Raw genomic sequence first — 14,630 nt, forward strand, 5'->3', positions numbered from 1 at the left:
CCGAACACCTGCTGCCGGCCGACGCCACGACCGGCACGTGGCCGGCCGCCCGATCATCCTGACCCTGGACAACCTCCCATCCGGGTGGGCAGGGGGACGTCTTCTTCGAGCGCTTCACGGGCCCGGGGGTCCCTCCGGTGGTACCACCTGTTTCTCCTCGGCGAAGTGGCAGGCCGAGGGGTGGGCCGCCGGGCCGCCGGCCTCGCGGAAGGCCTCGGGGACCGCCAGCAGCGGGACCTCCACCACGCAGCGCTCCCGGGCCTTCCAGCAGCGGGTGCGGAAGCGGCAGCCGGAGGGGATGTCGGTGGGGGACGGGACGTCTCCGGTGAGGATGATCCGCTCGCGGTGTTCGCGGGCCGCCGGGTCGGGGACGGGGACGGCGGAGAGCAGGGCCTGGGTGTAGGGGTGGGTCGGGTGGTCGTAGATCTGGGTGTCGGTGCCGGTCTCGACGATCCGGCCGAGGTACATCACGCCGACCCGGTCGGAGATGTGCCGGACGATCGACAGGTCGTGGGCGATGAAGACGAACGCCAGGTCGAACTCGCTTTGGAGCCGGTCCATCAGGTTGATGACCTGGGCCTGGACGGAGACGTCCAGCGCGGAGACCGGTTCGTCGGCGACGATCACCTCGGGGCGCAGCGCCAACCCGCGGGCGATGCCGATGCGTTGGCGCTGGCCACCGGAGAACTGGTGCGGGTACCGGTTGACGTACTCCGGGTTGAGGCCGACCACGTCCAGCAGGTGCTGGACCCGCCGGCGCCGGTCGCCCTTGGGAGCCACCTCGGGGTGGATCTCGTACGGCTCCCCGATGATGTCACCCACCGTCATCCGGGGGTTGAGGGAGGTGTACGGGTCCTGGAACACCATCTGGATGTTGCGGCGGACGGCCTTGAGGGCCTTCCCGGACAGCCGGGTGATGTCCTCGCCCTTGTAGCGGATCACGCCGGCCGTCGGCCGCTCCAGGTGGACCAGCATCCTCGCGACCGTGGACTTGCCGCAGCCGGACTCGCCCACGATGCCCAGGGTCTCGCCCCGGCCGAGGGCGAAGTCGACGCCGTCGACCGCCCTCACCGCGCCGACCTGCTTGCGGATCACGATGCCCCGGGTCAGCGGGTAGTGCTTGACCAGGCCGGACACCTCCAGGATCGGCTCAGTCATTCAGGCACTCCCGCCAGAAGTGGCAGGCACTCCCCCGCGTCCCCGAGACCTCGTACAGCGGGGGCTCGTCGGTCCGGCAGACGTCGCGGGCCATCGGGCAGCGGGGGTGGAAGGCGCAACCGGACGGGATGTTCATGAGGTTGGGCGGCAGGCCCTTGATGGCGTAGAGCTGCCGGCCCTTCTGGTCGAGGCGGGGGATGGAGTCCAGCAGACCCCGGGTGTACGGGTGGGCGGGAGCCTTGTAGATGTCGTGCACGGGGGCCGACTCGACGATCCGGCCCGCGTACATGACGGCGATCCGGTCGGCGACGTCGGCGACCACGCCGAGGTCGTGGGTGATGAGGACGAGCCCCATGCGGTACTCGCGCTGCAGCTCCGCGAGGAGTTCCATGACCTGGGCCTGGACGGTGACGTCGAGGGCGGTGGTCGGTTCGTCGGCGATGATCAGGGCCGGCTCCAGGGCCAGCGCCATGGCGATCATGATGCGCTGGCGCATGCCGCCGGAGAACTGGTGCGGGTACTGCCCGACCCGTTCCCTGGCGGCGGGGATGCGCACCCGGTCCATCAGCTCGACGGCCCTGGCCCGCGCCTCCTTCTTCGACGTGCCCCGGTGCACGACGAACATCTCGCCGAGCTGGTCGCCGACGGAGAGCACGGGGTTGAGGGAGGACAGCGCGTCCTGGAAGATCATCGCCATCTCGGCGCCCCGGACCCTGCGGCGCTCGTTCTCCTTCAGTTCCAGCAGGTCGCGGCCCCGGAAGACGACCTCGCCGCCGGTGATCCGGCCGGGCGGCGTGTCGAGGATGCCCATGACCGCCTGCGCGGTCACCGACTTGCCGGAACCGGACTCGCCCAGCACCGCCAGCGTCTCCCCCGCGTCGACGCCGTAGCCGACGCCGTTGACGGCCTTCGCGACGCCGTCCCGGGTGTGGAACTCCACGTGCAGGTCACGCACTTCGAGCAGCATGACGGCGACTCACCTCAGCTTCGGGTCGAGGGCGTCGCGCACCGCGTCGCCGAGCATGATGAACGCCAGGACGGTGACCGCGAGAGCGCCGGAGGGCCACAGCAGAGCGTGCGGGGCGTTGCGGACGTAGGGGGAGGCGGCGGAGATGTCGATGCCCCAGGAGACGCTCGGCGGCTTCAGGCCGACGCCGAGGTAGGACAGGGTGGCCTCCAGCGAGATGTACGTGCCGAGCGCGATGGTCGCCACGACGATGACCGGGGCGATCGCGTTGGGCGCGATGTGCCGCAGCACCAGGCGGGAGTTGGAGGCGCCGAGCGCCCGCGCGGCCTGGACGTAGTCGTTCTGCTTGGCGGTGATGACCGAGCCGCGGGCGATCCGGGACAGCTGCGGCCAGCCGAGCAGCACGATGAAGCCGATGACCGGCCAGACGGTGTTGCTGGTGGTGACGGACAGCAGCACCAGACCGCCGAGGACGACGGGGATGGCGAAGAAGACGTCCGTGATGCGGGACAGGATCGAGTCCCCCACCCCGCCGAAGAATCCGGCCAGCGCGCCGAGGACACTGCCGAGGAGCGCGACGCCGAGTGTGGCGAGGACACCGACCGCGACGGACGTACGGGCGCCGTAGACGGTGCGGGTGTAGACGTCGCAGCCCTGGCCGTTGAAGCCGAAGGGGTGGCCGGGCTGCGAGCCCTCCTGGGCCTTGGCGAGGTCGCACTTGAGGGGGCTGCCGGAGGCGATCAGCGAGGGCCACAGGGAGATGACGATCAGGAAGAGGATGATCAGGGCCGAGACGATGAAGACGGGGTTGCGGCGCAGGTCGCGCCAGGCGTCGGACCACAGGGAGCGGGGCTTTTTCTGTGATCCGGTGCCCTGCGGGCCGTCCGGGGTGCGCTCGAGTGTCTCCGCCTCGTCGACGCCCAGGTCCATGCCGCCGCCCATGCCGGTCCCTGCGATGGCGCGCTCGGGGTCGTGGTGCTGCTCAGGCATAGCGGATCCTCGGGTCGAGTACGGCGTAGAGGAGGTCGACGACGAGGTTGGCGACCAGGAACACCAGCACCAGCACGGTCACGAAGCCGACGACGGTCTGGGTGTTCTGCCGCAGGATGCCCTGGTAGATCTGGTAGCCGACGCCGTGGATGTTGAAGATCCGCTCCGTGACGATCGCGCCGCCCATGAGGAAGCCGATGTCCGCCCCGATGAAGGTGACCACGGGGATGAGGGAGTTGCGCAGCAGGTGCCGGGTGATCACCCGGTGCCGGGGCAGGCCCTTGGCGACGGCGGTGCGGACGTAGTCGGAGCGCCGGTTCTCGGCGATGGAGGTACGGGTCAGCCGGGTGACGTAGGCGAGGGAGACGGAGGCCAGCACCAGGCCGGGCAGGATCAGTTCGTCGAGGGGTGCCGCGGAGGAGACCGACGGCCTGATCCAGCCCCACTTCACCCCCAGCAGCAGCTGGAGCAGCAGACCGGTGACGAAGGTGGGGACGGAGATGACGACGAGGGTGAGCAGCAGGACGCCGGTGTCGACGGGGCGCCCCCGGCGCAGCCCGGTGACCACGCCGAGGGCGATGCCGATGACGATCTCGAAGAGGATCGCGACGATCGTGAGGCGGATGGTGACGGGGAACGCGGTCGCCATCAGCTCGGTGACCTCCTGGCCGTTGAACGCCGTACCGAAGTCGCCGGTGAAGACGTTCCCCATGTAGGTCAGGTACTGCTGCCAGACGGGCTTGTCGAGGCCGAACTCCTTCTTCAGCCGGGCGGCCGTCGCCGGGTCGCAGCGCCGTTCGCCGCACAGGCCCGCGATGGGGTCGCCCATCACGTTCACCATGAGGAAGATCAGCAGCGTGGCCCCGACGAACACCGGGATCATCTGGAGCAGACGCCGGACGACGTAGCGTCCCATGGCGGTCAGCTCACCTTGATCTGGTCGTACACGGGGACGCTGAAGGGGTTGAGCTTCACGTCGGACAGCCTCTGGGACCAGCCCGCGCTGCCGTTCTGGTACCAGAGCGGGATGGCGGCCATGTTGTCGCGGACGACCTCCTCGGCCTGCTGGAACAGGCCGACGGCCTTGGCGTTGTCGGTCTCGCGGTTGGCCCGGTCGACGAGGTCGTCGAACTTCTGGTTGGACCACTCGCCGTCGTTGGAGGAGGCGTCGGTGTAGTAGAGCGGCTGGAGGAAGTTCTGGATGAGCGGGTAGTCCATCTGCCAGCCGGCTCGGAACGGGCCGCTCATCTTCTGCTGGGTGATCTGGTTGCGGAAGTCGGCGAAGGTGCCGACCGGGTTGCCGGTGCAGGCGCGTTCGTCGTCCAGCGCGTTGTTGATGGAGTTGCAGACGGCGTCGACCCAGTCCTTGTGGGAGCCGGTGTCCGCGTTGTACGTGAGGGTGAAGCGGCCGCCGGGCAGGCCGCCGCCCTCCTGGATGAGCTTCTTGGCCTGGCCGGGGTGGTACTCGCAGGCGTCCCCGCACAGGCCTGCCCGGTAGCCGCCGTCCTTGCCGAGGACGGGGGAGGTCCAGTCGGTGGCGGGGGTGCGGGTCCTGGCGAAGATGGTGTCGGTGATCTGGTCCCGGTTGATCGCCATGGACAGGCCCTTGCGGACCTTCTCCGAGCCGGACGTGTTCCAGGCCTCGTCGTAGAACGGGAAGGCGAGGGTCTGGATGATGCCGGCGGGGGTGTTGAGGTAGCGGTCGCCGAGGTCGTTCCTGACGTTCTTCAACTGGGCGGCGGGGACGTCGTCGACCAGGTCGAGGTTGCCGGCGATGAGGTCGGTGTAGGCGGTGTTGTTGTCGGTGTAGACCTTGAGGTCGACGCCGCCGTTCTGTGCCTTGTCGTCGCCGGGGTAGTCGTCCCACTTGCGCAGGGACATCTGCGAGCCCTTGGCGTACGAGTCGACCAGGTACGGGCCGTTGCCGACCGGCTTGGCGACCCAGGCGGCGTGGTCGTCGAAGAAGGACCGGGGCAGCGGGGCGAAGGCGGCGTAGCCGAGGGTGTCGGGGAAGGTGGAGAACTTCTGGGTGAGCTTGACGGTGAAGGTCCTGTCGTCGACGACCTTCAGGCCGGAGAGGGTGTCGGCACTCTGCTCGCCCGCCTCGGGGTGGACCTTGTCGTAGCCCTCGATGTAGCCGAAGAAGTAGGCGTTGCGCTGGTTGTTCCTCAGGCCGGCGCCGTAGTTCCAGGCGTCGACGAAGGACTTCGCGGTGACCTTCTCGCCGTTGCTGAAGGTCCAGCCGTCCTTGACGGTGATGGTGAAGTTCTGCGAGTCCGAGGTCTCGATCTTCTCGGCGAGCATGTCCTGGGCCGCGCCGGTCTCCGGGTCGTAGCGCTTGAGCCCCCGGAAGATCATGTCGAGGACCTTGCCGCCCTGCACCTCGTTGGTGTTGGACGGCTCCAGCGGGTTCTGCGGGTCGCCCCAGGAGGCACTCAGCACCGCACCCGCGTCACCGCTGCCGCCGCCGCTGTGCCCGCCCCCTCCGCAGGCCGTCGCCGCGAGGGCTGCCGCCACCGCGCATACGGCCCATCCGGCGTGCGTGGCTCCGCGCATGGAGTGCCTCCTCGTACGTACGCGGTGGTGCACCGATCCGTCACGCGTACATATCAACGCAAAAGGGGCATCGCGTGTACGTGCGACACCTGCGCGGACGGAACTCCAGCCGTATGTACGTATGAGCGGCTCTCCGTACGGAGGGGGCGGGTCCGAAGACGCCGGAACCCGGCACCCTGTGCAGGGTGCCGGGTTCCGGAAGAGGACCGAAAGGGCGTCAGACCACGTGGACGACGTCCTTCTCCTCGGCGAAGTGGCAGGCCGACTCGTGGGCCGCCGGGGTGTCCGAGCCCTTGAAGCGCTCCGGGACCGCCAGCAGCGGGACCTCCTCGGCGCACTTGTCCTGCGCCTTCCAGCAGCGGGTGCGGAAGCGGCAGCCCGACGGCGGGTTGGCCGGGGACGGCACGTCACCGGTGAGGATGATCCGGTCCCGGCCCTCGCGGGCCGCCGGGTCCGGCACCGGGACCGCCGACAGCAGCGCCTGGGTGTACGGGTGCGTCGGGTGGTCGTAGATCTGGGTGTCGGTGCCGATCTCGGCCATCTTGCCGAGGTACATCACGCCGACCCGGTCGGAGATGTGCCGGACGATCGACAGGTCGTGCGCGATGAAGAGGTACGACAGGTTGAACTCGTCCTGCAGTCCCTCCATCAGGTTGATGACCTGCGCCTGGACGGAGACGTCCAGCGCGGAGACCGGCTCGTCGCAGATGATGATCTCGGGGTTCAGGGCCAGGCCGCGGGCGATGCCGATGCGCTGGCGCTGACCGCCGGAGAACTGGTGCGGGTACCGGTTGATGTACTCCGGGTTGAGGCCGACGACGTCGAGGAGGTCCTGGACCTTCTTGCGCCGGTCGCCCTTGGGGGCCACCTCGGGGTGGATCTCGAAGGTCTCCCCGATGATGTCGCCCACCGTCATCCGGGGGTTCAGCGAGGTGTACGGGTCCTGGAACACCATCTGGATGTTCCGTCGGACCGCCTTCAGCGCGCGCCCGGACAGCTTGGTGATGTCCTGGCCCTTGTAGAAGACCTCGCCGGCGGTGGCCCGCTCCAGGTTCATCAGGAGCTTGGCCACCGTGGACTTGCCGCAACCCGACTCGCCCACGATGCCCAGGGTCTCGCCCTGGTACAGGTCGAAGGAGATGCCGTCGACGGCCTTCACCGCGCCGACCTGCTTCTTGAACAGGATGCCCTGGGTGAGCGGGAAGTGCTTCACCAGGTTGCGCACCTGGAGGATCGGCTCACCGCGCTCCACCGGCACCTCGAGCGCGGCGACCTCCTCCGCCTCGGTCCGGGCCTCGACGACCTCCACCTCGGAGACGTTCGGTGTGGCGTCGACCGGCTCGTCGTTCTTGCTGAGCTCAGCCATGGAGCGTCTCCTTCCAGAAGTGGCACGCCGAGCCACGGCCGACCAGCTCGGTTCCGTCCGGCCCGGTGACCGGGTGCAGCGGCGGGATGTCCGTACGGCAGACGTCCTCGGCCCTGGGGCAGCGCGGGTTGAACGCGCAGCCGCTCGGGATGCGCGTCAGGTTCGGCGGCAGGCCCTTGATTGCGTACAGCTCCTGGCCCTTCTGGTCCAGGCGCGGGATCGAGTCCAGCAGACCCTTGGTGTAGGGGTGCGCCGGCTTCTTGTAGAGCTCGTGCACCGGGGCCTGCTCCACGATGCGGCCCGCGTACATCACCGCGATCTTGTCCGCGACGTCGGCGACCACGCCGAGGTCGTGGGTGATCAGGATGAGCCCCATGTGGTACTCGCGCTGCAGCTCCGCCAGCAGGTCCATCACCTGGGCCTGGACGGTCACGTCCAGGGCGGTGGTGGGCTCGTCGGCGATGATCAGGTCGGGCTCCAGGGCCAGCGCCATGGCGATCATGATGCGCTGGCGCATGCCGCCGGAGAACTGGTGCGGGTAGTCGTCCACCCGCGCCGCGGCGGCCGGGATCTTCACCCGGTCCATCATCTCGATGGACTTGGCCTTGGCCGCCTTCTTGGACAGGCCCTGGTGCACCCGGTACATCTCGCCGAGCTGGTAGCCCACCGAGAGCACGGGGTTGAGCGAGGACAGCGCGTCCTGGAAGATCATGGCGATCTTCCGGCCGCGGATCCTGCGCCGCTCCTCCTCGGACATCTTCAGCATGTCCTGGCCGCGGAACATGATCTCGCCCTGCGGGATGCGCCCGGGCGGCATGTCGAGGATGCCCATGATCGCCTGCGCGGTCACGGACTTGCCGGAGCCGGACTCGCCGAGCACGGCGAGGGTCTCGCCGGCATTCACGGAGTAGTTGACCCCGTTGACGGCCTTGGCGACGCCGTCCCGCGTGTGGAACTCCACGTGCAGGTCACGGACGTCGAGCAGGGGGCCGTCGAAGTCCTCGGCACTGGGCTCGAGGACGACGTCCTTCTTGTCGATGATGCTCACGTACGCCTCCCTCAGCGCAGCTTGGGGTCGAGGGCGTTGCGTACCGCATCGCCGAACATGAGGAACGAGAGCACCGTGATCGACACCATCACCGAGGGGATGATCAGCGTGAACGGCGCGTTGCGCAGCTGCGTGCGGCCGAGCGACACGTCGACGCCCCACGACACGGTCGGCTCTTCGAGACCGACACCGAGGAAGGACAGCGTGGCCTCGGCCGCGATGTATCCGCCCAGTGCGATGGTCGCGACGACGATGATGGGCGCGACGGCGTTCGGCAGGATGTGCCGGAACATGATGCGGCTGGTGGACGCGCCCAGCGCCTTGGCGGCGACGACGTAGTCCGACTGCTTGACGGTGATCACCGCACCGCGGGCGACACGGGCGATCTGGGTCCAGCCGAGGAAGGCCAGAGCCAGGATCACGACCGGGACACTGCGCTGCTCGAACGTCGTCAGGATGACCAGGGCACCCAGCAGGAAGGGGATGCCGAAGAAGACGTCGGTGAGGCGGGACAGCAGGCTGTCGAGCCAGCCTCCGAAGTAACCGGCGATCATGCCCATGAGCGTGCCGAACACGGTCACCAGGATGGTCACGCCGACACCGACCATGATCGAGGCGCGGGCACCGTGGATGATGCGCGCGTAGATCGAGCGGCCCTGGCCGTCGTAGCCGAGCCAGTCCTCGGCGAAGAAGTGGCTCCAGTTCGGCGGCTGCAGGTAGTGGGCCGCCAGGTCCGCGTCGCGCGGTGAGGCGCTGGTGAACAGACCCGGCGCGAACGACATGACCAGGAGCAGCAGGATGAGCACGGAGGAGACCAGGAACATGGGCTGACGCCGCAGGTCGTACCAGGCATCGCTCCACAGGCTGCGCGCCTTGTCGGGCGCGGGGCCCGCTTCGACGGCGGCGGCCGGCACGGGGACCGCGGCGGTCGTCTTCCCGTCGAGGGTCTTCTCGGGTTCGGCGGTCTTCTCAGGCATACCGGATCCTCGGGTCCAGGACCGCGTACAGCAGGTCGACGAGCAGGCTGGTGGCGAGGTACACCAGAACGATCAGTGAGGCGATGCCGACGACGGTCGCACCCTCGCGGCGGAGGAGCGCCTCGAAGACGGCGTTGCCGACACCCTTCACGTTGAAGATGCCCTCGGTGACGATGGCGCCGGTCATCAGGTTGCCGATGTCGGTACCGAGGAAGGTGACCACCGGGATGAGCGAGTTGCGCATCAGGTGGACGCCGACGATACGGCGCTTCGGCAGGCCCTTGGCGACCGCCGTGCGCATGTAGTCGGCACGCAGGTTCTCCGCCATCGACGTACGCGTCAGTCGCGCGACGTAGGCGAGCGAGAGGGAGCCCAGCACGATGGCGGGCAGCAGGAGTTCGCCGAAGTTCTCGGAGTCACGCACGTTGGGCTGGATGAGCTGCCACTGGAAGGCGAACAGGTACTGCATCAGGAAGCCCAGCACGAAGGACGGCATCGAGATGAGGACCAGGGTCAGCGCCAGCAGTCCGCGGTCCTGCAGCGTGTTCGGGCGCAGACCGGCGACGATACCGAGGCCGATACCGACGAGGACCGTGAAGGCGAACGCGAACAGCGTGAGCCGGATGGTGACCGGGAACGCGTCGGCGATGATGTCGGCGACGGGACGCTGACTGACGATCTCCGTACCGAAGTCGCCCTGCACCAGACCGCCCAGGTAGTTGGCGTACTGCTGCCAAATGGGCAGGTCGAGCCCGAGGTCCTTTCTGATGTTGGCGACGACCGCGGGATCGAACGCCTGATCTCCCATGAGGGCCCTGACGGGATCGCCGGGCAGGGCGTACATCATGAGGAAGATCAACAAGGTTGACCCGATGAATACCGGGATCATCTGGAGCAGTCGTCGTACGACATAACGCCCCATGCGTGCCTCCGTGAGGGGTGTGCTACGGCCGAAGGGGCCGTCCATGAGGGAACGGCCCCGGTCGACCCCCCGTCACCGCCGGAAACCGGCGGTGACGGGCAACGGCCGAGAGTGTTGAGGCCCAGGGCCTCCTTACTTGACGGTGACCTCGGTGAGCGTGATGTCACCGTGGTAGTCGACGCTGACGTTGTCGACCGCTTCACCGTGGCCGCCGTTGATGCGGTAGTACCAGAGCGGGATGGCCGGCATCTTCTCGAGGAGCTTCTTCTCGACCTCCTGGTAGGCCTTCACGGCCTCTTCCAGGGACTCCGCCTTGTCACCCTCGGCCATCAGACCGTCGATCTCCTTGTTGGAGAAACGACCGTTGTTGGACTCGGCCTTGGAGTGGTAGAGCTCCTTGATGAAGTTCACGTTGACCGGGTAGTCGGCCACCCAGCCACCGCGGTACATGCCCTTGACCTGGTTGTTGTCACGGGCCTCGAGGTCCGTGGGGAAGTCCGGCTTCGCGTCGCCGACGCAGTCGACGCCGGTGGCCTTGCGGATGGACTCGCAGACCGCGGTCACCCACTCCTTGTGGCCGCCGTCACTGTTGTACTGGATGGAGAACTTGTTGCCCGGGACGCCGCCGCCGTCCTTGATGAGCTTCTTGGCCTTCTCCGGGTTGTACGTGAACACGTCGGTGTCCAGCGACTGGTTGCCCTTGACCTCCGGCGGGGTGAAGCTCGTCGCCGGCGTACGGGTGTTGTTCAGGACGGTCTTGGTGATCGTGTCACGGTCGATCGCCATGGACAGACCCTGAAGCACCTTGGGGTCGATGTCCTTGAACGTCTTGGTGTAGAACGCCGGCACCAGCGTCTGGATGGCCGCGTACGGCTGCTCGATGGCGCCGTCACCGAGGTCCGACTTGTACTTCGGCAGGTCCGTCGGGCCGACCTGGCGGATGATGTCCAGGTTGCCGGAGACGACGTCCCGGTAGGCGGCCTCGACGGTCGAGTAGTTCTTGAACTGGATGCCCTTGTTCTGGGCCTTGTTCGGACCCTGGTAGTCCGCGTACGCCTTGACCTGGATGAGCTTCTTGTGGTCCCACTTCTCGAACTCGTAGGGACCGTTGCCGACCGGCTTCTGGCCGAAGGCCTTCGGGTCGTCGAAGAAGACCTTGGGCATCGGCGCCCAGGTGGTGTACCCCAGCTTGTAGTTGAAGTACGGGACGCGCTCGTTCAGCTCGATCGTGAAGGTGTGGTCGTCCACGATCTTCAGACCGGACATCGCGTCGGCCTTCGGCTCACCCTTCTCCGGGTGGACGTCGGCGTAGCCCTTGATGTCCGAGAACCAGAAGGAGTTCTGCTGGTTGTTCTTGATGTTGGCGTACCAGTTCCAGGCGTCGACGTACGACTTCGCCGTGACTTCCTCGCCGTTGTGGAACTTCCAGCCCTTCTTGAGCTTGACCGTCCAGTTCTTCGAGTCCTCGGTCTCGACGGACTCGGCGTTGGTGTAGACGAGCTCGCCCTTGGCGTCGAAGTCGAGCAGCTGGGTGAACAGCGACCGGATCACGTAGGCGCCGTTGGACTCGTTGGTGTCGGCCGGCATCAGCGGCTTCTGCGGCTCGCCGACGTCGATCGAGACGTAGCCGGCGGGGCCGGGGCCCTTGCCCTTCCCCTCGTTGTCGCCGCTGTCGCTGCCGCCTCCGCAGGCAGTGGCAGCCAGAGCCACGACTATCGCACCCGCGACCCACTTGGCGCTCTTGGCACCGCGCATGGGTTCCTCCTCATGAGTCCATTGGTTCACCGCAAAGAGGAGCACCCGACATGTCACCGTCCACCGCCCGTCGCCGGTGTCGGAGATCGTCAAGTGCCCCCGCGCTCGTGAGTCGGCGCCTTCAGCGCGTGACCCGTTCGTCCGAGCTCTACGCGCCTAACTATCTGCCATGTGCCAGGACCGAACCACACCCACGAGGTCTCGGTTCGATCACAGCTGATGCCTACATCTTCCAAAATCCGGACAAAGGGTTTGGTGAAAGATCCCTGCGAAACGGACTTGTTACACATCTATCGGGGGTGCGTGTCCGCATATCGGACGGCAATGTAAGGAAAACCCGTTGCGGGTAGCGTGGCCTCCGTGCAGGCTGCCCTTCAGGGCTGCCGTGCGCTCAACGCGCTTGGGCGGCAAGGCCTTTGGCCGACGAGGCGCGGCTTTCGCTTTTCCCCGGATGTGATGGGGCGCGTGGGCCGTCGCACCGGTCCGCTTCCAGAGCAGAGTAGTGGGAGTCAGCCAGTTCAGGGACGCCTCCCGGCCAGATCGAGGGTTATCCCTACCTTTCTCTTCTGAGATTCCGGAACGCGATTCCGGCACGCACAAGAACGGCGCCGGGCACCCCTGCGATAAGGGGTGCCCGGCGCCGTTCTTGCGGGTGCGGTGTGCGGCCGGGGTCAGCCGTGCTTGGCGCGGCTCGCGGCGCGGGCGCGCTCACGGCCGTCCAGGTTCACCTTGCGGATGCGGATGGACTCCGGGGTCACCTCGACGCACTCGTCGTCCCGGCAGAACTCCAGGGACTGCTCGAGCGACAGCTTGCGCGGCGGGACGATCGCCTCGAACGAATCGGCCGAGGACGACCGCATGTTGGTGAGCTTCTTCTCCTTGGTGATGTTGACGTCCATGTCGTCGGAGCGGGAGTTCTCGCCGACGATCATGCCCTCGTACACCTCGGTGCCGGGCTCGGTGAACAGCACACCGCGCTCCTGCAGGTTGGTCATCGCGAACGCGGTGACCGCGCCGGCGCGGTCGGCGACCAGGGAGCCGTTGTTACGGGTCGTGAGCGGCCCGAACCAGGGCTCGTGGCCCTCGTGGATGGAGTGCGCGATGCCGGTGCCCCGGGTCTGGGTGAGGAACTCGGTACGGAAGCCGATCAGGCCGCGCGAGGGCACCACGAACTCCAGGCGCACCCAGCCGGAGCCGTGGTTCGACATGTTGTCCATGCGGCCCTTGCGGACGCCCATGAGCTGCGTGACCGCGCCCATGTGCTCCTCGGGCACGTCGATCGTCATCCGCTCGACGGGCTCGTGCACCTTGCCGTCGATCTCCCGGGTGACCACCTGCGGCTTGCCGATGGTGAGCTCGAAGCCCTCACGGCGCATCTGCTCGACCAGGATCGCCAGCGCCAGTTCGCCCCGGCCCTGCACCTCCCAGGCGTCGGGACGGCCAGTGTCCAGGACGCGCAGCGAGACGTTGCCGATCAGCTCGCGGTCCAGGCGGTCCTTGACCTGGCGGGCGGTGACCTTGCGGTCCTTCACGGCCGCCTTCGCGTCGGCGCCCTTGCCGGTGCCGCCGCGGCCGACCAGCGGCGAGGTGTTGGTGCCGATGGTCATGGAGATCGCGGGCTCGTCCACCATGATCAGCGGCAGCGGAACCGGGTTCTCCGGGTCGGCCAGGGTCTCACCGATCATGATGTCCGGGATGCCGGCGACCGCGCAGATGTCACCGGGGCCGGCCTTCTCGGCGGGCTTGCGGGTGAGCGCCTCGGTCATCATCAGCTCGGAGATCCGCACGTTCTGCACGGACCCGTCGCGCTTCATCCAGGCGACCGTCTGGCCCTTCTTCAGCTCGCCCTGGTGGACGCGGAGCAGGGCGATCCGGCCGAGGAAGTTGTCGGCGTCGAGGTTGGTGACGTGGGCCTGGAGCGGGGCGCCCTCCTCATAGGTGGGGGCCGGGATGTGCTGCAGGATGGTGGAGAAGAACGGCTCCAGGGAGTCGGAGTCGGTCGGGACCGTGCCGTCCGCCGGCTTGGTCAGGGAGGCGATGCCGTCCCGGCCGCAGGCGTAGACGATCGGGAACTCGATCTGGTCCTCGTCGGCGTCCAGGTCGAGGAAGAGGTCGTAGGCCTCGTTGACGACCTCGTCGATACGGGAGTCCGGCCGGTCCGTCTTGTTGATGCACAGGATGATCGGCAGCTTCGCCTGGAGCGCCTTGCGCAGCACGAAGCGGGTCTGCGGCAGCGGACCCTCGGAGGAGTCGACGAGCAGCACGACACCGTCGACCATCGACAGGGCGCGCTCGACCTCACCACCGAAGTCGGCGTGGCCGGGGGTGTCGATGATGTTGATCGTGATCGGGTCCCCGCCGTCCTTGGGGTGGTACTTCACCGCCGTGTTCTTGGCGAGGATCGTGATGCCCTTCTCACGCTCCAGGTCGCCGGAGTCCATCATGCGCTCGTCGACCTGGTCGAGCTGGTGGGCGGCGAAGGCACCTGCCTGCTTGAGCATGCCGTCGACGATGGTGGTCTTGCCGTGGTCGACGTGAGCGACGATGGCGACGTTGCGGATGTCGTGACGCTGGATGGACGAAGCCATGGGTTGGCGTACTCCCGAAATGGTGAGAAGCGCCCTGCGCAGACGGCTGTGGTGCGCGGGCCCTGCCGGGCTGAACACGCCACGGCCTCTCCCCATGTTACGGGCCCATGGAACCGGACACTCGCGCCTCCTCCGCCGGGGTGCCTCGAGGGGCCGGTGGCCTTCCCCTCGTCGTGGCCGCTCCCCGCGCGCACGGGCGGCCCGGGGCCCACGACGCGGGCCCCGTCAAGAACCCCGTGGTCCGGCCTCACCCCAGTTCAGCAGGACGGGAGGCCGTCCCCGGCGCCCGCCCCGTCCGCGGGC

General features: G+C 67.8%; 11 protein-coding genes. All 11 read right to left on the bottom strand.

Annotated features, from left to right (window positions below):
- Positions 1-114 precede the first annotated feature (114 nt).
- Positions 115-1,158: an ABC transporter ATP-binding protein gene (locus JL475_RS06770; protein WP_202276397.1), complete on the bottom strand. Its 1,044-nt coding sequence runs from the start codon at positions 1,156-1,158 to the stop codon at positions 115-117.
- Positions 1,151-2,125: an ABC transporter ATP-binding protein gene (locus tag JL475_RS06775; RefSeq protein WP_202276399.1), complete on the bottom strand. Its 975-nt coding sequence runs from the start codon at positions 2,123-2,125 to the stop codon at positions 1,151-1,153. The genes JL475_RS06770 and JL475_RS06775 overlap by 8 nt, the downstream gene beginning before the upstream one ends.
- Positions 2,126-2,134: 9 nt before the next feature.
- Positions 2,135-3,115 (bottom strand): ABC transporter permease, encoded by a 981-nt coding sequence (locus tag JL475_RS06780; protein WP_202276401.1) that lies wholly within the window; start codon positions 3,113-3,115, stop codon positions 2,135-2,137.
- Complete coding sequence (locus tag JL475_RS06785) at positions 3,108-4,031, bottom strand: ABC transporter permease (protein WP_202276403.1); 924 nt, start codon at positions 4,029-4,031, stop codon at positions 3,108-3,110. The genes JL475_RS06780 and JL475_RS06785 overlap by 8 nt, the downstream gene beginning before the upstream one ends.
- A gap of 5 nt (positions 4,032-4,036) precedes the next feature.
- On the bottom strand, positions 4,037-5,671 hold the full coding sequence (locus JL475_RS06790; RefSeq protein ID WP_202276405.1) for an ABC transporter substrate-binding protein: 1,635 nt from the start codon (positions 5,669-5,671) through the stop codon (positions 4,037-4,039).
- A 217-nt stretch (positions 5,672-5,888) separates the two neighbouring features.
- A complete protein-coding gene (locus JL475_RS06795) occupies positions 5,889-7,037 on the bottom strand; it encodes an ABC transporter ATP-binding protein (protein ID WP_202276407.1) in 1,149 nt (382 codons plus the stop codon).
- Positions 7,030-8,085 carry an ABC transporter ATP-binding protein gene (locus tag JL475_RS06800; protein ID WP_307824987.1) on the bottom strand — a complete coding sequence of 352 codons (1,056 nt, stop codon included), beginning with the start codon at positions 8,083-8,085 and terminating at the stop codon, positions 7,030-7,032. The genes JL475_RS06795 and JL475_RS06800 overlap by 8 nt, the downstream gene beginning before the upstream one ends.
- An 11-nt stretch (positions 8,086-8,096) precedes the next feature.
- Positions 8,097-9,062 (bottom strand): ABC transporter permease, encoded by a 966-nt coding sequence (locus tag JL475_RS06805; protein WP_202276409.1) that lies wholly within the window; start codon positions 9,060-9,062, stop codon positions 8,097-8,099.
- Entirely contained in the window at positions 9,055-9,984 is a 930-nt protein-coding gene (locus JL475_RS06810) for an ABC transporter permease (RefSeq protein ID WP_202276411.1), read from the bottom strand. Before JL475_RS06810 ends, JL475_RS06805 begins: the two co-directional genes overlap by 8 nt.
- Before the next feature lie 132 nt (positions 9,985-10,116).
- On the bottom strand, positions 10,117-11,739 hold the full coding sequence (locus JL475_RS06815) for an ABC transporter substrate-binding protein (protein WP_202276413.1): 1,623 nt from the start codon (positions 11,737-11,739) through the stop codon (positions 10,117-10,119).
- Positions 11,740-12,410: 671 nt separating this feature from the next.
- On the bottom strand, positions 12,411-14,327 hold the full coding sequence (gene typA, locus JL475_RS06820) for a translational GTPase TypA (protein ID WP_202276415.1): 1,917 nt from the start codon (positions 14,325-14,327) through the stop codon (positions 12,411-12,413).
- Between the last annotated feature and the right edge of the window lie 303 nt (positions 14,328-14,630).

The sequence above is a fragment of the Streptomyces sp. M2CJ-2 genome (genome assembly GCF_016757295.1).
Lineage (GTDB): Bacteria > Actinomycetota > Actinomycetes > Streptomycetales > Streptomycetaceae > Streptomyces.

Coding starts and splice junctions, on each gene's coding strand:
- JL475_RS06770 (WP_202276397.1), bottom strand. CDS start 1,158: ATGACTGAGCCGATCCTGGAGGTGTCCGGCCTGGTCAAGCACTACCCG.
- JL475_RS06775 (WP_202276399.1), bottom strand. CDS start 2,125: ATGCTGCTCGAAGTGCGTGACCTGCACGTGGAGTTCCACACCCGGGAC.
- JL475_RS06780 (WP_202276401.1), bottom strand. CDS start 3,115: ATGCCTGAGCAGCACCACGACCCCGAGCGCGCCATCGCAGGGACCGGC.
- JL475_RS06785 (WP_202276403.1), bottom strand. CDS start 4,031: ATGGGACGCTACGTCGTCCGGCGTCTGCTCCAGATGATCCCGGTGTTC.
- JL475_RS06790 (WP_202276405.1), bottom strand. CDS start 5,671: ATGCGCGGAGCCACGCACGCCGGATGGGCCGTATGCGCGGTGGCGGCA.
- JL475_RS06795 (WP_202276407.1), bottom strand. CDS start 7,037: ATGGCTGAGCTCAGCAAGAACGACGAGCCGGTCGACGCCACACCGAAC.
- JL475_RS06805 (WP_202276409.1), bottom strand. CDS start 9,062: ATGCCTGAGAAGACCGCCGAACCCGAGAAGACCCTCGACGGGAAGACG.
- JL475_RS06810 (WP_202276411.1), bottom strand. CDS start 9,984: ATGGGGCGTTATGTCGTACGACGACTGCTCCAGATGATCCCGGTATTC.
- JL475_RS06815 (WP_202276413.1), bottom strand. CDS start 11,739: ATGCGCGGTGCCAAGAGCGCCAAGTGGGTCGCGGGTGCGATAGTCGTG.
- typA (WP_202276415.1), bottom strand. CDS start 14,327: ATGGCTTCGTCCATCCAGCGTCACGACATCCGCAACGTCGCCATCGTC.